This window comes from Methyloversatilis discipulorum, from assembly GCF_018780585.1.
Lineage (GTDB): Bacteria > Pseudomonadota > Gammaproteobacteria > Burkholderiales > Rhodocyclaceae > Methyloversatilis > Methyloversatilis discipulorum_B.
Map to the genome: position 1 here is coordinate 109,575 of NZ_JADMJL010000021.1, position 21,210 is coordinate 130,784.

Annotated in this window: 19 protein-coding genes and 1 pseudogene; 10 read left to right on the forward strand and 10 right to left on the reverse strand. The window is 68.9% G+C overall.

Annotated elements, in window-relative coordinates; genetic code table 11:
- The first annotated feature begins 3 nt into the window (after nt 1-3).
- The 3 genes from IV112_RS11015 to IV112_RS11025 all read left to right on the forward strand — a co-directional run bounded on the left by IV112_RS11015 (nt 4) and on the right by IV112_RS11025 (nt 3,410).
- Nucleotides 4-1,575: an efflux transporter outer membrane subunit gene (locus IV112_RS11015; protein WP_304003534.1), complete on the forward strand. Its 1,572-nt coding sequence runs from the start codon at nt 4-6 to the stop codon at nt 1,573-1,575.
- 11 nt (nt 1,576-1,586) lie between these two features.
- Nucleotides 1,587-2,324: an SDR family oxidoreductase gene (locus IV112_RS11020; protein WP_304003535.1), complete on the forward strand. Its 738-nt coding sequence runs from the start codon at nt 1,587-1,589 to the stop codon at nt 2,322-2,324.
- Nucleotides 2,325-2,441: 117 nt separating this feature from the next.
- Nucleotides 2,442-3,410, forward strand: a complete 969-nt coding sequence (locus tag IV112_RS11025; protein ID WP_304003536.1) for a 2-hydroxyacid dehydrogenase — start codon at nt 2,442-2,444, stop codon at nt 3,408-3,410.
- Here IV112_RS11025 and IV112_RS11030 read toward each other — a convergent pair.
- On the reverse strand, nt 3,400-3,852 hold the full coding sequence (locus IV112_RS11030) for a transcriptional regulator (protein ID WP_304003537.1): 453 nt from the start codon (nt 3,850-3,852) through the stop codon (nt 3,400-3,402). The genes IV112_RS11025 and IV112_RS11030 overlap by 11 nt on opposite strands.
- A 202-nt stretch (nt 3,853-4,054) precedes the next feature.
- Here IV112_RS11030 and IV112_RS11035 point away from each other — a divergent pair, with 202 nt between their 5' ends.
- Nucleotides 4,055-4,894: a zinc-dependent peptidase gene (locus IV112_RS11035; RefSeq protein ID WP_304003538.1), complete on the forward strand. Its 840-nt coding sequence runs from the start codon at nt 4,055-4,057 to the stop codon at nt 4,892-4,894.
- Here IV112_RS11035 and IV112_RS11040 read toward each other — a convergent pair.
- Together IV112_RS11040 and IV112_RS11045 are read right to left on the reverse strand one after the other, a co-directional pair.
- Nucleotides 4,867-6,201, reverse strand: coding sequence for a sensor domain-containing diguanylate cyclase (locus IV112_RS11040; protein ID WP_304003539.1), 1,335 nt, complete (start codon nt 6,199-6,201; stop codon nt 4,867-4,869). The genes IV112_RS11035 and IV112_RS11040 overlap by 28 nt on opposite strands.
- Before the next feature lie 345 nt (nt 6,202-6,546).
- The gene (locus IV112_RS11045) at nt 6,547-7,230 is read right to left on the reverse strand and encodes a HisA/HisF-related TIM barrel protein (protein WP_304003540.1); all 684 of its coding nucleotides are present in this window, start codon (nt 7,228-7,230) and stop codon (nt 6,547-6,549) included.
- 12 nt (nt 7,231-7,242) lie between these two features.
- Between IV112_RS11045 and IV112_RS11050 the strand changes: the two genes are divergently transcribed.
- The 5 genes from IV112_RS11050 (at nt 7,243) to katG (ending at nt 12,694) form a co-directional block, all read left to right on the forward strand.
- Nucleotides 7,243-8,235 carry an ATP-grasp domain-containing protein gene (locus tag IV112_RS11050; RefSeq protein ID WP_304003541.1) on the forward strand — a complete coding sequence of 331 codons (993 nt, stop codon included), beginning with the start codon at nt 7,243-7,245 and terminating at the stop codon, nt 8,233-8,235.
- A complete protein-coding gene (locus tag IV112_RS11055) occupies nt 8,219-9,262 on the forward strand; it encodes a hydantoinase/oxoprolinase family protein (RefSeq protein WP_304003542.1) in 1,044 nt (347 codons plus the stop codon). The genes IV112_RS11050 and IV112_RS11055 overlap by 17 nt, the downstream gene beginning before the upstream one ends.
- Nucleotides 9,259-9,441, forward strand: coding sequence for a hypothetical protein (locus IV112_RS11060; RefSeq protein WP_304003544.1), 183 nt, complete (start codon nt 9,259-9,261; stop codon nt 9,439-9,441). The genes IV112_RS11055 and IV112_RS11060 overlap by 4 nt, the downstream gene beginning before the upstream one ends.
- The gene (locus IV112_RS11065; protein WP_304003545.1) at nt 9,438-10,010 is read left to right on the forward strand and encodes an amino acid kinase family protein; all 573 of its coding nucleotides are present in this window, start codon (nt 9,438-9,440) and stop codon (nt 10,008-10,010) included. The genes IV112_RS11060 and IV112_RS11065 overlap by 4 nt, the downstream gene beginning before the upstream one ends.
- A gap of 509 nt (nt 10,011-10,519) precedes the next feature.
- Nucleotides 10,520-12,694 carry a catalase/peroxidase HPI gene (gene katG / locus IV112_RS11070; RefSeq protein WP_304003546.1) on the forward strand — a complete coding sequence of 725 codons (2,175 nt, stop codon included), beginning with the start codon at nt 10,520-10,522 and terminating at the stop codon, nt 12,692-12,694.
- A gap of 258 nt (nt 12,695-12,952) precedes the next feature.
- Here katG and IV112_RS11075 read toward each other — a convergent pair whose 3' ends face one another.
- From IV112_RS11075 to IV112_RS11100, 6 genes are all read right to left on the reverse strand, one after another.
- Entirely contained in the window at nt 12,953-13,855 is a 903-nt protein-coding gene (locus IV112_RS11075; RefSeq protein WP_304003547.1) for an HDOD domain-containing protein, read from the reverse strand.
- 277 nt (nt 13,856-14,132) lie between these two features.
- Nucleotides 14,133-14,408 carry a cupin domain-containing protein gene (locus IV112_RS11080; RefSeq protein WP_304003548.1) on the reverse strand — a complete coding sequence of 92 codons (276 nt, stop codon included), beginning with the start codon at nt 14,406-14,408 and terminating at the stop codon, nt 14,133-14,135.
- Between the two features lie 315 nt (nt 14,409-14,723).
- Complete coding sequence (gene pbpC, locus IV112_RS11085; RefSeq protein WP_304003549.1) at nt 14,724-17,057, reverse strand: penicillin-binding protein 1C; 2,334 nt, start codon at nt 17,055-17,057, stop codon at nt 14,724-14,726.
- Nucleotides 17,054-17,293, reverse strand: coding sequence for a hypothetical protein (locus IV112_RS11090; protein WP_304003550.1), 240 nt, complete (start codon nt 17,291-17,293; stop codon nt 17,054-17,056). The genes pbpC and IV112_RS11090 overlap by 4 nt, the downstream gene beginning before the upstream one ends.
- A 76-nt stretch (nt 17,294-17,369) precedes the next feature.
- Nucleotides 17,370-19,148, reverse strand: coding sequence for a pyrroloquinoline quinone-dependent dehydrogenase (locus IV112_RS11095; protein ID WP_304003551.1), 1,779 nt, complete (start codon nt 19,146-19,148; stop codon nt 17,370-17,372).
- Between the two features lie 120 nt (nt 19,149-19,268).
- A complete protein-coding gene (locus tag IV112_RS11100) occupies nt 19,269-20,327 on the reverse strand; it encodes a hypothetical protein (protein ID WP_304003553.1) in 1,059 nt (352 codons plus the stop codon).
- A 127-nt stretch (nt 20,328-20,454) separates the two neighbouring features.
- Between IV112_RS11100 and IV112_RS11105 the strand changes: the two genes are divergently transcribed.
- A complete protein-coding gene (locus tag IV112_RS11105; RefSeq protein ID WP_304003555.1) occupies nt 20,455-20,871 on the forward strand; it encodes a hypothetical protein in 417 nt (138 codons plus the stop codon).
- A gap of 220 nt (nt 20,872-21,091) precedes the next feature.
- Here the strand turns inward: IV112_RS11105 and IV112_RS21490 are convergent.
- Nucleotides 21,092-21,210: pseudogene (locus IV112_RS21490) on the reverse strand (IS110 family transposase); the annotation flags it as partial.

Sequence of the window (21,210 nt, forward strand, 5' to 3'; positions counted from 1 at the left end):
GACATGAACACATCATTGAACACGGCCGACGCCAAGCCGAAGGCCGCCATCGCGAGCAAGCTCGCTCCCACAACGGCCTATCGCTCGCTGCGGACCGGCGCCGTGCTGCTGTCCAGCCTGCTGGTACTGGCGGGCTGCTCGGTCATGCAGACCTACGAGCGTCCGGCGGTCGACACGCCGCAGGCATTCAAGGAAGCGCCGGCCGGTAACAAGGACTGGAAGCCTGCGCAGCCATCTGAAGAACTGGCACGCGGCGAGTGGTGGACGGTGTTCGGCGACGGTCGCCTGAACACGCTGGTCGCGCAGGCGATGGACGCCAACCAGGACCTGAAGGCTGCGGCCGCGCGCCTCGCCCAGTCGCGTGCACTGGTGCGCGACGCCCGCTCCCAGCAGTCGCCGCAGGTCGGTGCCGGCTTCGGGCCGACGCGGCAACGGCAGTCACCGGCGGCACAGGGTCTCGACGACAGCGCGGACGGTCGCGCCCTCACGCTGTGGCGGGCGCAGGCCACCGTCGCCTACGAGGTCGATCTGTTCGGCCGCGTGGCCGCCGGCGTCGATGCGGCCAGCGCCACCGCGCAGCAGCGCGAAGCGCTGTTCCGTTCGCTGCAGCTCGCGCTGCAGGCCGACGTCGCACAGACCTATTTCCTGATCCGCGAGCTGGACGCCGAACAGGCGCTCTACAGCGGCACCGTGCAGCTGCGCACCGACACGCTGCGCCTGGTGCAGCGGCGCTTCGACGAGGGAGACGTGAGCGAGCTGGAACTGGCGCGCGCAAAGACCGAACTGGCGTCGGCGCAGTCCGAGTCCTTCGGCGTGTCACGCCGTCGCGCCAACGCCGAACACGCACTGGCGCTGCTGCTGGGCCGCGCACCGGCGGACTTCGCGCTCGAGCCGCAGCCGCTCGAACGGGTCACGCTCGACATCCCGCCGGGCCTGCCTTCGGCACTGCTCGAACGGCGACCCGATATCGCCGCCGCAGAGCGCGCGATGGCCGCGGCCAACGCCCGTGTCGGCATCGCGCAGGCGGCGTGGTTTCCGCGTCTGAACCTGACCGGCGCACTGGGCTACGAATCGTCCGAACTGGGCAATCTGTTCCAGTGGAGCACGCGCAGCTTCGTGCTCGGACCGCTGGTCGGCACCGCGCTGACGCTGCCCATCTTCGATGGCGGCGCGCGCGAAGCCGGGTTGGAACGCGCCAGCGCCGTCTATGACGAAGAGGTCGCCGCCTACCGCCAGACGGTGCTCGGCGCCTTCCGCGAAGTCGAGGACAACCTGGCCGGCCTGCGCATCCTGGCGGAACAGACGCGCACGCAGGACGAGGCGGTGAGCGCCGCCGCGCGTGCCGCGCAGCTGTCGCAGATCCAGTACCGCGAAGGTTCGGTCAGCCAGCTCGACGTGATCGACGCCGACCGCAGCGTGCTGCTGCAGCGGCGCATCGCGTCGCAGCTCGAAGGCGAACGTGCGCGCGCCGCCGTGGGTCTTATCCGTGCGCTGGGTGGAGGCTGGCACAGCCGCGCGCCCGCAGACATTTCCGACGCAGGGCCGGACCAGCCCCTGCACGCCCGCAATCCCTGAGGAGCTAGAGCATGAACACGCAACAGAAAGTCGCCTTCATCACCGGTGGCAACCGGGGTATCGGCCTGGAAACCGCGCGCGGCCTCGGCCGCCTCGGCATCGAGGTGGTGATCGGCGTGCGCGACGCAGAGAAAGGCGAAGAGGCTGTCGCCGCATTGCGCAACGAAGGCATCACCGCCTCGGCCATCGGCTTCGATGCAACCAAGCCGTCGACCTTCCAGGCGGTGTACGACCACTTCGCCAGCCAGTACGGCCGGCTCGACATCCTGGTGAACAACGCGGGCATCGCGCTCGGCGATTTCTTCGCGCCGAACGCCAGCACGGTGTCGCAGGACGTCCTGCGCCGCACCTTCGACGTGAACTTCTTCGCCGTGATCGAACTGACGCAGATCCTGCTGCCGCTGATCCGCCAGGCACCGGCCGGCCGCATCGTGAACCTGTCGTCCATCCTCGGTTCGCTCGGTACGCACTGCGCGCCGGACTCGCCGATCGCGCCGGCCAAGGAAGTGGCCTACAACGCGTCGAAGACCGCACTGAACGCCTACACCGTGCACCTGGCGGCCGAACTGGCCGGCACGCCGATCAAGGTGAACTCCGCCCACCCGGGCTGGGTGAAGACCGACATGGGCGGCCCGAACGCGCCGATGGACATCGCCGACGGCGGCAAGACCAGCGTGCAACTGGCCACACTGCCGGCCGACGGCCCGACCGGCGGCTTCTTCCACATGGGCGAAGCCCTGCCCTGGTAAGTCGCCTGCACGCGGCAACTGTGCTGCCGCGTGCCGCGTAACACTTGTGCGCTGCGGCTCGCCTGGCGGCGGGCCGCGCGCTAGATTCGGCGCTCCTGCATATCACCGGAGCCCGTCTTGAGCCGCCCTGCCATTCTCGTCGCCCGCTACGTCCTGCCTGAGCTAATAGACCGTCTGTCGTCGCATTTCGACGTCGACGCGAACCAGGAAGACCGCCTGCTGACGCAGTCCGAACTGATTGCGCGGCTGCAGGGCAAGTCCGGGGTCTTCATCACCGCCAACGAAAAGATCGACGCCGCGCTGCTCGACGCCTGCCCCGGCCTGCGCGCGGTGTGCACGATGGCGGTCGGCTACAACAACATCGACGTCGCCGCCTGCACCGCGCGCGGCATCCTGGTCAGCAACACGCCGGACGTGCTGACCGAATCGACCGCCGACTTCGGCTTCGCGCTGATGATGGCGGCCGCCCGCCGCGTCACCGAGAGCGAACGCTTCCTGCGCGACGGCCGGTGGACGCACTGGACCTACACGCTGATGAATGGTGTCGACGTGTACGGCAAGACGCTGGGCATCTTCGGCATGGGCCGCATCGGCCAGGCCATCGCCCGCCGCGGCGCGTTCGGCTTCGGCATGAAGGTGATCTACCACAACCGCAGCCCGCTCCCGGCCGCCATCGAAACGCCGCTCGGCGCGCGCTGGGTGGACAAGGACACGCTGCTGCGCGAAGCCGATCATCTGATACTGGTGGTGCCCTATTCGCCGGCCGTGCACCACGCCATCGGCGCTGCAGAACTGGCACAGATGAAGCCGACCGCCACGCTGACCAATATCGCGCGCGGCGGCGTGGTCGACGATGCTGCGCTGGTCGAGGCGCTGCGCAGCGGCCGCATCGGCGCCGCCGCGCTCGACGTGTATGAAGGCGAACCGAAGCTGAATCCGGGCCTGCTCGAAGTGCCCAACGTCGTGCTGACGCCGCACATCGCCAGTGCCACCGGCGCCACCCGCAAGGCCATGGCCGACCTCGCCGCCGACAACCTGATCGCCGCGCTGACCGGCGGCACGCCGCCGACGCCGGTCAGGCTCTGAGCACGAGCGCTGCCGGTTCCGGGCCGGCCGGGCACTGCTGTCGCGCGTCAACCTCGGCCAGGAATTCCAGCACCCAGCGGTCGACGCGCGGCAGGCAGCCGGCGAGCGAGTCCTGCAGTGAATCGAGTTCGAAGTAGTCCGGCTCGTGCAGATAGGGGTGGGTCATCGCGCCCACGTCCGCCGCGTCGTGACTCAGATCGACGACACGATGATCGATGTAGTTGTACTGGTGCTGGAAATGGCCGCGCAGCGAACCGCCGAACACGCGGTTCATGAACAGCGAGCCGTAGCGGCAGGAACCGGACAAGTCGACCGGCACCACCACATTGCGTTCGACCGCCAGCTCGCACCACTTGCGGAACACGAAATCCTTGGCGTGCAGGAAATGCGCGCCGGTACAGGCGAGTTGCCCGGGGTGACAGGCGTTCCAGTCGGCATGCATGGTGAGCCCCGGGGCGATGACGGTCGCCCACCGTAGCACGCCGCCGGGCCTGTGCAAGGACGCGCGGTTGAGCTCGGAAGACCTCAGATTCAAACCGCCAGACTGCGCCAGCCTGTGGGTGGGGTCATCCTACGCCGACAGCGCACAGAGGCAGGATATCTGCCCGCCTTGAAACGACCGCCGCTGCCCCTATCTGCGATTGATGACTCCGCTCACCTCCACCCTCGCACTGGCGGCCCTGATCGCGGTGCTGCTGTCTGCCGCACTGTGGCTGTTCGCCGATCCGCTGCGTACCGCACTGCGCCGGCGCCGCATCCGGGCGCGTCCCTTTCCTGCGAAGTGGCGCCGTCTGTTGCAGCAGAAAATGCCGGCCTGGCGCGCACTGCCGCCTGACCTGCAGCAGCAATTGCGCCGACGCATCCAGGTGTTCGTCGCGGAAAAGCGCTTCATCGGCTGCGACGGCATGGTGATCACGGACGAGGTGCGGGTGCTGATCGCCGCCCAGGCCTGCCTGCTCATCCTGAACCGGCCGACCGACTACTTCGCCGGGCTGCGCGAAATCCTGGTCTATCCGGGCGCCTTCGCCGTCACCCGCACCGAAACCGATGCCGCCGGCGTGCAGCACGCATGGCGGCGCGTGCATCTGGGCGAATCGTCGTCGCGCGGCCAGGTGGTGCTGGCCTGGGACGCGGTGCTCGCCGGTGCTGCAGACGCAGCCGACGGGCACAACGTCGTCATCCATGAATTCGCGCACCAGCTCGACCAAGAGAACGGCGAGGCAAACGGCGCGCCCCCACTACGCGGTGCGGCGCGCGTGGCGCGCTGGGCGGCGGTGATGGGCGCCGCCTACGCGATGCTGCACCAGCAGGTCGCCGCGCACGAGCCGCCGGTGCTCGACCCCTACGGGGCCTACAGCCCGGCTGAGTTCTTCGCGGTCGCCACTGAAAGCTTCTTCGAGCGCCCGCATCATCTCGCCGCGGCGCTGCCCGAGGCCTACGCCGAACTGTCGTCCTACTACCGGGTGAATCCGCTGGTGTGGTAGCTCACCGGCTGCACCTGCACCACCACGCGGTTACGGCCCTGCTGCTTGGCGTCGTACAGCGCCTGGTCAGCGGCGTCGATCAGCGAAGAGGGCTTGCCGGCCAGCTTGCCGACGAAGGCGGGCGGCGGCACGAAGGTGGCGACCCCGACGCTGATCGTTACGCAATCGTTCACCGACGACTTGCCGTGCGGAATGCCCAGCGACAGCACGGCGCGGCAGGCCGACTGCGCCACCGCCGAGGCGTCCGACTCGCCGGTGTCCGGCAGCAGGATGGCGAACTCCTCGCCGCCGTATCGCGCCACCAGATCGGAGGCGCGCCGCGTACAGGACGCTAGCGCCTGCGCAACACTGCGCAGGCATTCGTCGCCGCCGAGGTGACCGTGCGTGTCGTTGTAGAGCTTGAAGTGATCGACATCCAGCATCAGCAGCGACAGCGGCCGGCCGCTGCGCAGACTGCGATGCCATTCGCGACCCAGCGTTTCGCCGAACACCCGGCGATTGGCGATGCCGGTCAGCGCGTCGGTCGCATTCAGGCGTTCGAGTTCCGACGCCTTCAGCCTCACCCGCTCATGCGCACGGCCGAGATGGACGTACAGGCGCCCGTTCTCGATCACCAGCGCGACCAGCACCATGCTGGCCGCCAGCAGCCCGTGGACGCGCCCGACGTAGAAGCCGAGGTCGTAGCGCCCGGCGTTGAACACGGCCACCAGCGCCACTTCCAGCAGCCAGGCCACCATGGTGACGATGAGCCACAGATCGAGCGCGGCGCGTGGCTTCTTCCGCCACAGCACATACAGCGCAAAGCCGTTCAGAATCCATATTGCGGACACGATCCAGAACATTCGATGGGTATATCCGAGTGCTCCTATCATGATGTCGGGCAATAGATTCGTACCATGTATTGCCAGCAGCGTGGACAGTACGGCCAGCAGCAGCGTGCATGAAACATGTCGCCCCACGCTGCCGAATATCGAGCGTATTCCAGAGCCCCTGATGCATTCTTTCGGCATCATCAATGAATAGCCGATCACGCACAGCGGAAATCCGACATGCCAGAACTGGAATATCCACGCAGTGGTCTGCCTGCCCGCACCGAGCAATCCTTCGGGCGAAAACACTTCGGGATAGGTGAGCAGATGTGGCGCGATCATCGCCGAGGCATAGAAAAAGCCGTCCGCCAGCAGGAACATGGCGCTTGAGCGCAGCGTCACGCCATGCCCGTAGAGCAGTACGGCGGTGACCAGATAGACGACGAACAATGCGGAATCGTAGACCGCGACAAATGCCGGAATATGTGGCAAAGGCATTTTCGCGTAGGGCACGCTGATTGCAAAAAGCAGCAGCGAAAATATGACGACGAGACTGACCAGCCGACGTTCGCGCGGACCGGCCGCATGCGTCGAAAGCAATTCCGGGCTGTCGTCTGTCGATACGTATGGCATTTTCTTGCCAGTTCGTTATGTCGGACCCATGCAAGGGATCCGGACCGCCATTCGGCGGGCTTTCATTTCCCTGAGCTGTTCACGCCGCGCCGGATCTGCCCGTGATCCAGCCGTGCTGTATCGAAATGCAATCTACTCCTTGCGATTGATCTGTCGGTAAAAAATCGTGGCGTTTGAAACACCGCAAATTCCGCACCGCAGCACGCAGCCTCAGCAGCCCGCGAGCCGGCCGTCGTGCAGCGCGCTCGCCACCAGCACGGCCGGTACGCCAGCGGCGTCCAGCGCCGCCAGGTCGGCCGCGTCGCGCACGCCACCGGCGGCAATCACGGCGACGTCCGGGCGCCGGGCGCGCAGGCGGTCGATCAGCGCCAGCTCCGGCCCGGCCTCCGAGCCGACACGCGCCAGCTCCATCGCGATCACCTGTGCCGGCCAGAATCCCGGCGCGTGTGCCCAGTCGGCGCCGAGCGGCACGCCGCCGCGATAGTCGAGCGACAGCAGCGCCGGCACGCCCGCTGCCGACAGCTTCGCCAACGCATCGGGGTCGGTCAGGCTTTCGCTGCCCAGCACGGGTGTCGCGCCGGTTGCGCGGTGCAGCGCCAGCGCGGCGTCGGCATCGGCAAAACCACCGTCCACCCAGAACTCGACCCGCGGATGACGCTCGGCCAGTGCGGCGATCACGGCCGCGTGGTCGCCGCCCAGCCGGCGGATGGCGTCGAGGTCGGCGATATAGATATTGCGGGCGGCGGTGGCGGCGAGCAGCGCATCGACCACGTCCTCCGGCACGCAACCCTCGACGAGGCGCGAGCGCAGCGGCTGGTAAGCTTGCCGGTCGCCACGGCGCGCGTGCACGACCCGACCTTGCATCAGGTCGATCACGGGTATCAGTTCAGGCACAGAAAACCTTATATGAATCAACGAATTTTCGTGTTCGAGTTTATCACCGGCGGCGGTCTGGCCGGCCAGCCGCTGCCGACCTCGCTCGCGCGCGAAGGCCGCCTGATGCGCGATGCGCTGCTGCGCGACGCCGCCGACATCGCCGGCGCCGAACTGGTGACGCTGCACGACGCCCGGCTCGAAGCGGCGCTGCCCGAGTCGATCGCGGTGGCCGAGGCCGACGCGTTCGACACGGCCTTCGACGCCGCGCTGGCCGCTGCCGACGCGGTGCTCGTCGTCGCTCCGGAAACCGGCGATCTGCTCGCCACGCTGGCCGCCCGCGTCGAAGCGGGCGGCCGCCGCCTGCTCGGCTGCGACGCCACAAGCTGCCGCGTCGCCGCGTCGAAATCGCGCACGGCCCGCGTGCTGGCCGAGGCCGGCGTCGCCGTGCTGCCGCACTACAGCGACGCCGACGCGCTGCCGGACATTCTCGGCGCGTGGGCAGTGAAGCCGGACGACGGCGCCGGTTGCGACGGCCTGCAGCGCCTGGTCGACCGTGCCGCCGCCGCGCGCGCATTGCGCGCCGCCGGGCCGGATCACATCGCCCAGCCCTGGCTGGACGGCGAAGCGCGCAGCATGAACCTGCTATGCGCGCGCGGGCGGGCGGCGCTGCTGTCGGTGAACCGGCAAGTGCTCGAACACCGCAGCGAACGCGTGCGCCTCGCCGCGCTCGCTGTCGGCGCCGTCGACGCCACGCCACAGCACGCTGCGCTCGCGCAGCGCATCGCCGCCGCACTGCCCGGCCTGCTCGGGCCGGTCGGCGTCGATTTCATCGAAACGGCGGATGGCCCGGTCGTGGTGGAGATCAATCCGCGCATGAGCACCTCGGCCTGCGCGCTGCGCGCGGCGACCGGCCTCAATCTGGTCGCCGCCACACTGAGCGCGGCGCGCGACGGCAGCCTGCCGTCGACCGACGCTCCGCGCCCGCACACCCTTACCCTTGACGCCCATGAAGAAACCGTCTGACGCCGCGCTGATCGGCTGGGACATCGGCGGCGCTCACGTGAAGGCCGCGCGCATCGACGGCGGCCGGGTGAGCGGCGTGGTGCAGGTGGCCTGCCCGCTGTGGCAGGGGCTGGACAAGCTCGACGCCGCCGTGGCCGAAGCGCTGGCCGCACTGGGCGCCGCGCCGCGACACGCGATCACGATGACCGGCGAAATGACGGACCTGTTCGACGCCCGCGCCGACGGCGTGGCCGGCATCGCGCAGCGCATGCGCACCGCACTGGCCGGCGACATTTCGCTGTACGCCGGTCGCGCTGGCTGGGCGCAGGTCGATGAGGCGCGCGTGCGCGCCGACGTCATCGCCTCGGCCAACTGGCTCGCCACCGCGGCGTGGATCGCCACCCGTCTGCCGCAGGCGCTGCTGGCTGACGTCGGCAGCACCACCAGCGACCTCATCGTCATCGATGGCGGCGTCGCCACGACCAGCTGCTCCGACGCCGACCGGCTGATCAGCGGCGAGCTGGTCTATGCCGGCGTCGTGCGCACGCCGCTGATGGCGCTGGCGCCTGCCATCAACTTCAAGGGTCGGCGCCACCGGCTGATGGCCGAGTACTTCGCCACCACGGCGGACGTGTGGCGCCTGCTCGGGGAACTGCCGGAGCACGCCGACCAGTACCCGGCGGCCGACGGCGGCGCCAAGACGGTGGAGGCCAGCGCCCGCCGGCTGGCGCGCATGATAGGTCGCGACCTCGCCGAGGGCACGATGGAAGACTGGCGCGCACTCGCCTCGGCTTTCGCCGAGGCTCAGCTTGACGCGCTGGTGGACGCCTGCCGCGCCCTGCCCGGCATCACCGCGCTCGCGTCCGACGCACCGGTGGTCTGCGCCGGCGCCGGCCGCTTCGTCGCCGCCGGTCTCGCACGCGCGCTCGGCCGCCCGGCCGTCACGCTGGGTGAGCTGATCGCCGACCTCGCGCCCGACTGCGCGGACGAAGCCACCACCTGCGCACCCGCGGTCGCGGTGGCGTTGCTGGCCGAGGGTGGGCGATGAAACCGTCCGCCGTCATCCATCTGGTCGGTGTCGTCGCCTTCGGCCTGCTTTATGCGCCGTTCAAGACGTTGACCGGCGGCGGTGCGCAGATGCTCGCGTTGGCCATCGTCTATCTGCTGGTGCTGCGCCTGCTCGGCCAGGTGCTGGACCGCCGCATCGACCGGCGCGACAGGTCGTGACCCGCGCACCGGTGGTGATCAAGCTCGGCGGCAGCCTGCTGTCCGACCCGCATGACGGACGACTGCAGCGCTGGTGCGAACGGCTTGCCGGCGAAGCGGCAGGCAGCGCAGTCATCGTGCCGGGTGGCGGGGCATATGCCGACGCCGTACGCGACGCCCAGACGCACTGGCGCTTTTCCGATGACGCGGCGCACCGGATGGCGCTGCGCGCGATGGACCAGTGCGGGCTCATGCTGTGCGACCTGTTTCCGGCGCTGGTCGCCTGCGACGATATCGACGCGCTGGCCGACCACTGCGCGGCCGGCCGCACGCCGGTGTGGCTGCCTTCCCGTCGTCTCGACCTCAGCACCGACATCCCGCGAGACTGGACGGTCACCTCCGACAGCATCGCCGTCTGGCTCGCTGCCCGCATCGGCAGCCCGGGCGTTCTGCTGGTGAAGTCCTGCGCCCTGCCGGAAGGTGATCTCGCGGCACTCGCTGCACAGGGCATCGTCGACCCGCATCTGCCGCAGGTCGCGGCCCGGGCGAACATCGACGTTCGCCTCGCCCACGCCGACTCGCCGTTCTAGTTCGGCGCGAAGGTCAGCGGCAACCCCCTCCCACAGACCCCCGCCCGGCTCTTGTCGCGGATCGGGCGCCTCCCTTGTGGGAACAGCACTGGCCGCGACGCTCCGGGTGCTGGCCGCACGCGTCCATCAACGCGACCGCGGGAACATTTCGATCTCGCACGTGCCGCAGGTATCGACGATGTGAAATCGAACGTTCCGTCAGTCCTCGATTCCCATGTCGCACTTCAACTTGGACGATTTTTTAGACTTGATCTAAATATAAAGAAAATATCGATCACGGCGCCGCGGGCGGCGACGCAGAATCTGTTCCGCACGTTCAGTCGCGGCACACGCCGATGCGCGATGACTGTCGAGCACCCAGAAAAACAGAGCATGCAGGGTTGAAGGCGGGGTCTTGCTCCCCCCCGCATCTTGGTTGCACCACGACTGCCCGCAACAGCTTGTTCCGGGCGCTTACTGACCCCGGCCACAGGCATCGCGCCGGAGTCCCGAAAAACAAGGAGATCGATGTGAACACGAGAGATCAGAACACGATCGGCAAATGCCCGGTCATGCACGGCAGTGCGACCACCGGCCGCATCAACGTGATGGAGTGGTGGCCCGAGGGACTGAACCTGGACATCCTGCACCAGCACGACCGCAAGACCAATCCGATGGGTGAAGGCTTCAACTATCGGGAAGAGGTGAAGAAACTCGACTTCGCCGCACTCAGGCGGGATGTGACCGCGCTGATGACCGACAGTCAAGACTGGTGGCCGGCCGACTGGGGTCATTACGGCGGCCTGATGATACGGATGGCCTGGCATGCCGCCGGTACCTACCGCGTGGCCGACGGCCGCGGCGGCGGCGGTACCGGTAACCAGCGCTTCGCCCCGCTCAACTCCTGGCCCGACAACGGCAACCTCGACAAGGCCCGTCGCCTGCTGTGGCCGATCAAGAAGAAGTACGGCAACAAGCTGTCCTGGGCCGATCTCATCCTGTATGCGGGTACCGTGGCCTACGAATCGATGGGCCTGAAAACCTACGGCTTCGCCTTCGGCCGCGAAGACATCTGGCACCCGGAAAAGGACATCTACTGGGGTTCGGAAAAGGAATGGCTGGCCAAGTCGGACAACCCGCACAGCCGCTACTCGGGCGAACGCGACCTCGCCAATCCGCTGGCCGCGGTGATGATGGGTCTGATCTACGTGAACCCGGAAGGCGTGGACGGCCAACCCGACCCGCTGAAGACCGCCCACGACGTGCGCATCACCTTCGCCCGCATGGCGATGAACGACGAGGAAACCGTCGCGCTCACCGCCGGCGGTCACACCGTGGGCAAGGCGCACGGCAACGGCGATGCCGCCCTGCTCGGCCCCTCGCCCGAAGGCGCGCCGATCGAGGAACAGGGCTTCGGCTGGATGAACCATCGCACGCGCGGCGTCGGCAACCAGACGGTCACCAGCGGCCTCGAAGGTGCCTGGACCACGAACCCGACCCGATGGGACGACGGCTACTTCAAGCTGCTGCTGGGTTACGACTGGGAATTGAAGAAGAGCCCGGCCGGCGCGTGGCAATGGGAACCGGTCAACATCCGCGAGGAAGACAAGCCGGTCGACGCCGAGAACCCGTCCATCCGCCGCAACCCCATCATGACCGACGCCGACATGGCGATGAAGATGGACCCGGCCTACCGGAAGATTTCCGAACGCTTCCACGCCGACCCGGCCTACTTCAGCGAAGTGTTCGCCCGCGCCTGGTTCAAGCTCACCCACCGCGACATGGGGCCGAAAACCCGCTACATCGGTCCGGAAGTGCCGAGCGAAGACCTTATCTGGCAGGACCCGGTGCCCGCCGGTCGCACCGACTACGACGTTGCCGCCGTCAAGACGAAGATCGCCGCGGCGGGTCTGAGCATCGGCGACATGGTCGCCACGGCCTGGGACAGTGCCCGCACCTTCCGCGGCTCCGACATGCGCGGCGGCGCCAACGGCGCCCGCATCCGCCTCGCGCCACAGAAGGACTGGGAAGCCAACGAACCGGCACGCCTGGCGGACGTGCTGCCGGTTTACGAACGCATCGCGGCCGAGACCGGCGCCAGCGTGGCCGACGTGATCGTTCTGGCCGGCAATGTCGGTGTCGAGCAGGCGATCAAGGCGGCCGGCTTCAATGTCTCCGTGCCGTTCGCACCCGGCCGTGGCGACGCCAGCCAGGCGCAGACCGACGTCGAATCGTTCGAAGTGCTCGAGCCGGCCGCCGACGGCTACCGCAACTGGCAGCCGCGCGACTACGTGGTGAAGCCGGAAGAACTGCTGCTCGACCGCACCCAGCTCCTCGGCCTCACCGCCCCGGAAATGACCGCGCTGGTCGGCGGCCTCCGCGTGCTCGGCGCCAACCACGGCGGCAGCCCGCACGGCGTATTCACCGACCGCGTCGGCGCGCTGACGAACGACTTCTTCGTCAATCTGACCGACATGGCCTACCGCTGGAAGCCGGCTGGCAGCAATCTGTACGAAATCGTTGACCGCAGGACCGGTCAAGTGAAATGGACGGCCACCCGCGTCGACCTGGTGTTCGGTTCGAACTCCATCCTGCGCGCCTACGCCGAGGTCTACGCGCAGGACGACAACAGGGAAAAGTTCGTCCGCGACTTCGTCGCTGCCTGGACAAAGGTGATGAACGCCGACCGCTTCGACCTCGCCTGAAGTCGCCCGGCCGTCATGAAAAAGCCCGCCTCCGCATCCGCGGGGCGGGCTTTTTCATGATCTGCACCGAAGTCCGCGCTGTGCTGCGGCCCTGTCGCGGCCAAGGCCGCTCCCACGGGGACTGTTCCAGACCCGCAGCCAAAGCCCGGGCGGAAGTTCTGTGGGAGGGGTCTTGACCCCGACAGCAACCTGAATCGAAGCCCGAGGACTACAGCGAACGCGTCGCGACCGAGACTGCTCCAACCGGGGAGAGGCGCCCTACCCCTGCATCGCCCCGCGCCGCAGCACTCCGTACACCTGTTCGATCTCCGGCAACAGCCCGGCGAATCGCTCGCGCGTCGGTGCCGGGCGCTGACTCACGTGACATACCGGGTCGTCGTACAGCTCGCTCGCGCCGCCGGCCAGCACACTGGCGGTGAACACCAGATCCGACAGTGAGCGCGGCATGCCGGTGCGTGCGCGCGGCTGTTCGTGGTCGCGCATCGCGTCGATCAGCACCTCGGGTACGCCCAGCGACTGCAGCAGCGATTCGCCCACGCTTTCGTGCCATTCGAGGATGAGCGCATTGACGTCCTGTGCGTCGAACGCCGCCGACGGTCGCCGCGCCAGGCGGTCAAGCAGATAGAAAGCGCCGATGTCGTGCAGCAGCCCGGCTGTCATCGCCTCGTCCGGATCGAGCGACGTGAGCCGGCGCGCCAGTACGAAGGCTCCGGCCGCCGTGCGCAGCGTGTGCAGCCACAGCCGGCGCGACAGTTCATCGACGTGCGAAAGCTGGCGCGCACAGCCGATCTGGCCACAGGACACCGCGCGTGCCACGCGCTGTGCGCGATCAACGCCCAGCGCCGTCAGCGCATCGCGCACGCCGGTCACCGGCGCTGCGCGCCGACCGCGGTTCGCGCGCCGTAGCAGCCGTGCGCACAGCAGCGGATCGACCCGCGCGGCGCCTGCCAGATGCGGCGTCGTCACCTCGGGCGCGCGCAGCGTCTGCCGCACGCACAGCAGCGCGTCGAAACAGATCGGAAAGATCACCCCCGGCCGCAGATCGCGCGCGAGTTCCGCCAGCAGGTCGAAGGAGCGGGCGCTGTCGTCAGCCGGCGAGAGCACCCGCGCGAAGTCGTGCGTGGCGACGGAGGGCGTCGTGGCGCTGAACGATGGATTCAATCCGTTCTCCCTGGCGGACGACGGCGCAGACCAAAGCTGCGGGCTGACCGGAACAGCAACCGGTCTCGTTCCATCCTCTACACGCGGGCGACGCAAGCGGATGCACCCGGAAAGTCGCCATCCGCGTTCAGGACGTCAGCGCATCATCCGCCTGAACAATCCACGGCACCTGACAACTATGTGGCACTTCGCCGTCGCTCGGGAGCCAATCACCGTCCACGCAAAACAAAAAGGGCCTTGAAACATCAAGGCCCCTTCGGCACAGAAGCGAATGCGGTCAGCTGTGCTTGTAGTGCTTGCGCAGCGGCTTCACGACTTCCCACATCGACTTCATGCCCTTCGGGAACACGACGAAGTCGCCGGCCTTGATCACCACCTTGTCGCCACCCTGCGGCGTCACGTGGATCTCGCCTTCGAGCAGGTAGGCGCTTTCAGTCATCGAGAAGTCGAGCGGAAACTTCGACACTTCCTTTTCCCAGATCGACCAGCTGGACACGCCCAGCGCCTTCAGCTTCTCTTCGGTCGGGTTGTGATCGACGACGATTTGAGTCATGGCTATTCCTTGATTGGATGGGAGGTTGAAACGAAAAACGAGGTCGCCTGGCGGCGACAAAAGCGAAGGACGGTCCACCGTAGCGTGACCGTTACCGAGGGTTGCATGCTCACGGCGGCCGGCGCACGGGTCAAGGCAGCGCGGTGCGGGATCGCTGAATCGGACCACATCGTTGCGGTGCGGCCGGCTTTCGCGGATCGGATTGTCAGGAACGGAACACTGCCGGAGAGAGGTCTGCTCGCGACTGAACCCTGAACAGAACCGCCACCGGGTGTCGCAAGCTCCGCCGCAGGAAGGACGGCCCGTTCGCGCTGGCTAGATCCCGGGCGGCGCATCCACCGTGAAACGGACGCTGTGATGCCTCCCTCCTTCGTCCATCACGGTCAGCCGGTGCGCACCTGCTTCGTTCAGCAGCAGCTTGCCGCCCGCATCCGGCACCACCCTCTGCCCGTCCAGCAACCAGTACACCGGCCCCTGTGCGCCGCGCACAGCGAGCTGCAGCGACACGTGGCGCTGGTGCGGGGCCGGGCGCAGGCGGCTGGCGTCGCTGAGGCCGACGATGCGCAGCGTGGCGGCAGAGGTGCCGCCGGTGGGGGCGCAGCCGGGTTGCCAGTCGGGGATGCGCTGGTCGGCGGGCAGCCAGCCGTCGAGCCAGGGTTGCAGCAGCGTGGGCCAGCGGGCGGTATCGCGCGGCTGACCGTGGCCGCAGCCGGGCACGGTGCGCAGACCGCTGGCCGGCTCCAGCCACACGGTCTGGCGCAGGCTGCTGCCGTCGATGCGGTCGGGCCGGGTGGGCGGCACGGCGCCGGCCAGTGACCAGGCGGCCCGGCGGCGGTGGCACAGCGGCGCGGGCGTTTCGGCAGCGGCCGTGCCCAAGGGCCAGCAGATGTCGACCGGCTGCACCGTGGCCGGACGGTCGCGCGGGGGCAACGCGTCGCGCGGCAGTGCCGCGGCGATGTCCTTCAGCAGCGGCGCGGCGACATTGGCGCCGAAGAAGCCGGGGTTGGGCGTGCCGTCGGGCCGGCCCAGCCACACGCCCAGCGCGTAGCGGCCGGACACGCCGACCGCCCAGGCGTCGCGGAAGCCGAAGCTGGTGCCGGTTTTCCAGGCCAGCGGTGCAGTGCCACCGCCCTCAACAAAGGGCCGGTCCGGGTGGCCGCCGCCTTCGAGGATGTCGCGCACGATCCAGGCCGCGCCCGCGCTCATCAGCCGTGTTTCCTCGACCGGCGCCTCCGGCGTAAGCCGTGGCTTGCCGGCCAGCCCGCCGGCAGCGAGCGCGCGGTAACCACCGACCAGTTCTTCCAGCGTGACACCGGCGCCGCCGAGGATGAGGCTGAGATTGGGCTGTTCGCCGGTGGCGATGCGCGGCTTGATGCCACCCTCGGCCAGCCGGGCGGCGAAGCGCGCCGGCCCGATCTGGTCCAGCAGGTCGACCGCCGGCACGTTGAGCGATCGTTGCAGCGCCTCCGACACGCTGACCGGCCCGGAAAAGTCCGCCTGGAAGTTGCCCGGCTGGTAGCCACCGAAGGCCTGCGGCGCGTCGATCAACAGGCTTTCGGAATGGATGAGGCCGTCGTCCAGCGCCATCGCGTACAGGAAGGGCTTGAGCGTCGAGCCGGGTGAGCGCACGCCGCGCACCATGTCGACGTGGGCGCCGCGCGCGTTGTCGCTGAAGTCGGCCGAGCCGGCGTAGGCGCGCACTTCCAGCGTGGCGGTGTCGAGCACCAGGGCGGCGATGGACACGCGCGGCGGCAGCACGCTGGCGCGGTCGGCCAGCAGGCGCTCGACCGTGGTCTGCAGTTCGCGGTCCAGTGTGCTGGCGACGCGGGTCAGGCCGGCGGTGCCAGCCTTGCGCGTGCGGCTGCGCAGGCGCTCGGCGGCCAAGGGTGCAAGCCAGGCGCCCTGCAGCTTCTGCGCGATCACCGGTTCGATGCGCGCATCGGCCACCACCGCCGGCGACCAGATGCCGAAGTGTTCGAGCCGCGCCAGCACGCGGTCTCGCGCGGTCTGTGCGGCCTGCGCCGCACGGTCCGGACGCAGCCGGCTGGGCGCGCGCGGCAGCGTGGCGAGCAGCGCGGCTTCGGCGTGACTGAGATCGCGCGAGGGCTTGCCCAGATAGGCGCGGCTGGCCATTTCGACGCCTTCGACGATGCCGCCCATCGGCGCGTGATTCAGGTAGAGCGTGAGGATGTCGTCCTTCGACAGCCGCCATTCCAGCTGCAGCGCGCGCACGATCTGGCGCAGCTTGCCGGCCGGCGTGCGCGGCACCGGTTCGAGGATGCGTGCCACCTGCATGGTGAGCGTGGAGCCGCCGGACACGATGCGGCCAGTGGTCGCCCACTGCCAGGCGGCGCGTGCGAGCGAGGCCGGATTGACGCCTGGATGCCAGCGGAACCAGCGGTCTTCATAGCCGAGCAGCGCCTCGATGTAGCGCGGCGACACTTCGGCCGGCGTGACCGGATAGCGCCAGGCGCCGTCGCTGCCGGGCCAGGCGCGCAGCGGGCTGCCGTCGCGCGCCAGCACGATGAAGCCGTCGTCACCTGACGGCAGCGGCGGCGGGAAGATGCGATCAAGCAGCCACAATGCGGCCAGCAACAGCAGGATGCCGGCGACGACGCGCCGCCGCCACGCCGCGCTGACCGACTTCATTCAGCGTGCGGGGGTGGAACGGGATCGGAACCGGGCGCCGGGTGTTCGGCCATCCAGCGCGCAAGCAGCGCCTGACCGCGCTCGAACTCGGCGTCCTCGATCAGCAGCGTGACCGCCCCGCTCTGCCGCGCGTCGGCAGAGCTGGCCGTGAGTTTCACGTGCAGGCCTTCGAGCGCGAGCACGTCACGCAGCATGCGGGCGTCGAGTCCGTTGGCGATGGTGGCAAGTGTTCTCATGGCGGGCGGTCGCGGACCGGCGCGGGATGCGCCGGCGGTCGAGGCCCGCAATCTAACCGATATCGGCGCCGGTCGCTCAGCGCAGGCCGGCCCCCGCAGCGACCGCCGGCTGCGGCAGCGCGAACACATGAAGCGCGTCGCCCTGCGGAAAGCCGAACAGCGCGTTGCCGCCGGCGGCGACCGCGACGTACTGACGACCGTCGATCGCGTAGCTGACCGGCGGCGCATTGACGCCGGCGTCCACCTGCCACGACCACAGCCGCATGCCGCTGCCGCTGTCGAAGGCGGCGAAGCTGCGCTCGCCGATACCGGTGAACAGCAGCCCGCCGGCCGTCGACAGCACGCCGCCGACCATGGGCTGGTCGAGCTTCACCTGCCAGCGCAGCCGCCCCTCGTGCGCGAGGTCGACGGCCGCCAGCACGCCGCCACGCGGACCTTCCGGCTCGCTGACCACGTAACGGAAACGGTTGCCATCCGGGCGCTCGGCCTCGCGCACCGTGTAGCGGGTCGGCAGGTGGATGCCGGGCACGAACAGCAGCGTCTGCTGCGGATCGAGCGCAGAGGGCGACCAGCTGGCGCCGCCGGCGATGCCCGGCGCGATCACCACCCCCTCGGCGCTGGGTGCGGCGAACAGGTTCTGCTGCGGCACGAAGGCCTCGGAGCGGAACAGCAGCCGGCCGTCGCGTCGGTCATGCACATAGACCCAGCCCAGCTTGCTCGGCTGCGCCAGCGCCGGGATGCGCTCGCCGCCCTGCTGCAGCTCGAACAGCACCGGCGGGCTGGCGACGTCGTAGCCCCAGCGGTCGTGTGGCACCTGCTGGTGGTGCCAGACACGGCGACCGGTGCGCAGGTCGAGCGCGACCAGCGAAGCGGTGTAGAGGTTGTCGCCAGGGCGCGAGCCGTCAGCCATCTGTGGTGAGGGGTTGCCGGTGCCGAAGAAGATCAGCCCGCGTTCAGCGTCGATGGCGGGCGTCGCCCACAGCGAGCCGCCACCGTGGCGCCAGGCCCCGCCTTCGCGGGCGAGCGCTGCGCGCTCGGCAGCGAGGTCGCGGCGGAGGTCCACACCGTCGGCGGTGCGGGCGGCGAAGTCGCCCTCCCAACCAGGGCCGGTCACTTCGAACTGCCACGCACGCCGGCCGCTGGCGGCGTCGAACGCAGCCAGCACGCCCGGGCGGCCGTACTGGCCAGGCAGACCGACCACCGCGTTCTCGGGGTGCAGGCCGTAGCCGACGCCGGTGATGCCGACGATGACCAGATCGCCGGCCACCTGCGGTGCCATCGCGATACCGACGCCGGTCGAGCCCTGGGTTTCGCGCCGGCTCAGCGGGTCGCTGTCCGGCAGTTGCGCCGCCTGCTCGGTCGCAGGCGCTGCGTCGGCCACCGCTACGTTCCACAGCGGCGCGCCTGTGCGCGCATCGAGCGCGATCAGACGGGCGTCCACGGTGCCGACGAAGACGCGGCCGTCACGCACCGCCACGCCGCGATTGGCCGGACCGCAGCACAGCCTGCCGGCCGCACGCGGGTGCTCGTAACGCCAAAGCTCGCGACCGCTGCGTGCGTCGAGCGCGGCAACGTGACTGAACGGCAGCGACACATACATCGTGTCGCCAACCACGATGGGCGTGGCCTGGAAGGTGGCCTTGACGCCGCTGTGCCAACTCCACACCCGTTCCAACTGCGCGACGTTGTCGCGGTTGATCTGGTCCAGCCGCGCGTGCCGCTGACCGCCGGCGTCGTTGCCGTGCAGCGGCCAGCCGGTGTTGCCGCTCTCGCCGTACGCGGCGACGGCCGTCGCCAGCGTCGCCACGGCCACCAGGTGGCCAGCGAACCTGCGCATTCCGTAATCGGTATTCATTCGCCCTTCTCCGTCGTCGATGCCGACGGGATGGTAGGCCGGGCACACCCACCGCCGGACGGGCAATTTGCCGCCTTCGTGCGTGGCAGCTTCCCCGCGCAGGCAGATGTCAGCGCGACATCAGGGACGGATGAGCAGATGCTCGATCGTGCTGGCCGGTGGCCGGCGATGGATGCGCAGCAGCACGACGGCCACCGGCCCCTCGGTGTCGGCGTTTACGCGCCGGTAACCGCGCATGACGCAATCGTGGTACGGGCTTTCACCTGCTTGCAGGATGTCGTGCAGACTGCGGTAACGGATCGTCCCGTCGGCCAGCCAGCCGGGCTGCACGCGGTCGCGCGACAGCGGCACCGGCAGGTCGAAGCCGTCGTCGCGCCAGAGGACGGCGAATTCCTGCGCCGGCCCGCCGGCCTGTACGGTCTGGAAGCCGCTCTGTCGCGCCTGCCCGGCCGCGTCGCGCCAGAAGATGCGCAGCGGCGGCGGCAGGTCGCCCTCATCGGCCCAGGCCAGATGCAGATCGTCACCGTTGCGGCAAAGATAGGCATGCGTCTGCGTCGCGATGTCGGACCAATGTCCCCCCTGCAGCGCCTCGACGCGCTCGACCTGCACGCCGGGCGGCGCGATCAACGACTGTGCAACGAGCACGCCGGCGTCACCGAGACGGAAGCGCTGCGCTGCATCGGCGCGATGCGGCAACGGCATTTCGGGACGCGAGGCGCGGGCGGCGGCTTCGAACTGGCGCGAAATCATGAACACCGGCGTCTGCAGCGCGGTGAACACCGCCGGCGGACACAGCAGCAGCATCAGGCCGCTGCCGGCGATCCACGCCGATTCGCCGCGCGACAAGCGCGGCGAGGCGAGCCAGCCGGCCAGCAGGTGCACGCCGAACCACAGCAGCGGCGCCACGACGAGCAGCAGCAGGTAGAACACCGCCAGCCCCTCCATGCCCGACACGGCACGCGCCGGCCCGACCACCGCCGCCACGACGACGGCCAGCGCCGGCAGCGAAGCCAGCCGCACCACCCACCACGACGCCCCCTTGCCGCGTGCGACGAACATGCGTCGCTCCAGCCGCAGCACGGCAAGGGCGGCGACCAGCAATGCCAGCGAAACGACGGCCCACAGCGCGCGTGCGAGCGGCGGCTGGGCGGCGACGATGTCGATCAGGAGTTCGGTCATGGGGTTCAGGGGGCGCAGAGTGTTTGACGCGCGTTCAAGCGGTAACGGCAGCCCATGCGCATTCTCAAGCCGGCCGGGCCGATGCCGATAGCACATCAGTTCCGTATGCCGACGAAGGACAACATCAATGAACGGTGAACGAGCGACAGAACACGACTACGTGCGCCTGCTGCGTGCCTGGATTGCCAGCCTGAAGCAGCGCTTCCGCCTCGACCCGGCGTGGGAAAGCGCGCTGGATCGACTGGACCGGCGCCTGACCGAGTTGCCGGCCACCGTCACCGCCTACGACGTCGGCCGGCTGTTCCACCCGCTCGAAAAGCACCGCATGGTCACCCGCGACACGCCGGGCGCCGACCGCGTGCTGCACTACCTGATCGAAGCAGGCCGCGACGGCCCGATGGAAAAATGCTCACCCGAACTGCGCGAGTGGTTCCGCAAGCACTACCTGTGGTCCAGCGGCAGCGTGATGATGCCGATGCAGGTCGATGAACTGAACACCCAGACTTCGAACGAGGCGATGCGGCACTACTTCGGCGGCGCCTGAGAATACGGGAGCCGGGCATCACCCGCCCTATAGCGGCCAAGGCCGCTCCCACAAAAGCCTTCCCAATCCGTCACCCATGCCGGGTTTCCGTGGGAGCGAGCTTGCTCGCGATCCGGCCTAAAACAAGGACGCCACGGCGCCACCCGCCCCATCGCGGCCAAGGCCGCTCCCACAAAAGCCTTTCCAATCCGTCACCCATGTCGGGTTTCCGTGGGAGATTCTATGTTCCGGCGCAAGCGTTTTCGTGTTGTCTCGGGACATAGTCGGCCGCGTTCTTCATCAGAGAGAAGGCAACGCGAGCGAGTTTTCTTGCCAGCGCAACCAGCGCCTGGGTGCGGC

Bases quoted from the DNA above. Each gene is read 5' to 3' on its own strand.
- IV112_RS11015 (WP_304003534.1), top strand. From the start codon at position 4: ATGAACACATCATTGAACACGGCCGACGCCAAGCCGAAGGCCGCCATC.
- IV112_RS11020 (WP_304003535.1), top strand. From the start codon at position 1,587: ATGAACACGCAACAGAAAGTCGCCTTCATCACCGGTGGCAACCGGGGT.
- IV112_RS11030 (WP_304003537.1), bottom strand. From the start codon at position 3,852: ATGCATGCCGACTGGAACGCCTGTCACCCCGGGCAACTCGCCTGTACC.
- IV112_RS11035 (WP_304003538.1), top strand. From the start codon at position 4,055: ATGACTCCGCTCACCTCCACCCTCGCACTGGCGGCCCTGATCGCGGTG.
- IV112_RS11040 (WP_304003539.1), bottom strand. From the start codon at position 6,201: ATGCCTTTGCCACATATTCCGGCATTTGTCGCGGTCTACGATTCCGCA.
- IV112_RS11050 (WP_304003541.1), top strand. From the start codon at position 7,243: ATGAATCAACGAATTTTCGTGTTCGAGTTTATCACCGGCGGCGGTCTG.
- IV112_RS11055 (WP_304003542.1), top strand. From the start codon at position 8,219: ATGAAGAAACCGTCTGACGCCGCGCTGATCGGCTGGGACATCGGCGGC.
- IV112_RS11060 (WP_304003544.1), top strand. From the start codon at position 9,259: ATGAAACCGTCCGCCGTCATCCATCTGGTCGGTGTCGTCGCCTTCGGC.
- IV112_RS11080 (WP_304003548.1), bottom strand. From the start codon at position 14,408: ATGACTCAAATCGTCGTCGATCACAACCCGACCGAAGAGAAGCTGAAG.
- pbpC (WP_304003549.1), bottom strand. From the start codon at position 17,057: ATGAAGTCGGTCAGCGCGGCGTGGCGGCGGCGCGTCGTCGCCGGCATC.
- IV112_RS11090 (WP_304003550.1), bottom strand. From the start codon at position 17,293: ATGAGAACACTTGCCACCATCGCCAACGGACTCGACGCCCGCATGCTG.
- IV112_RS11095 (WP_304003551.1), bottom strand. From the start codon at position 19,148: ATGAATACCGATTACGGAATGCGCAGGTTCGCTGGCCACCTGGTGGCC.
- IV112_RS11100 (WP_304003553.1), bottom strand. From the start codon at position 20,327: ATGACCGAACTCCTGATCGACATCGTCGCCGCCCAGCCGCCGCTCGCA.
- IV112_RS11105 (WP_304003555.1), top strand. From the start codon at position 20,455: ATGAACGGTGAACGAGCGACAGAACACGACTACGTGCGCCTGCTGCGT.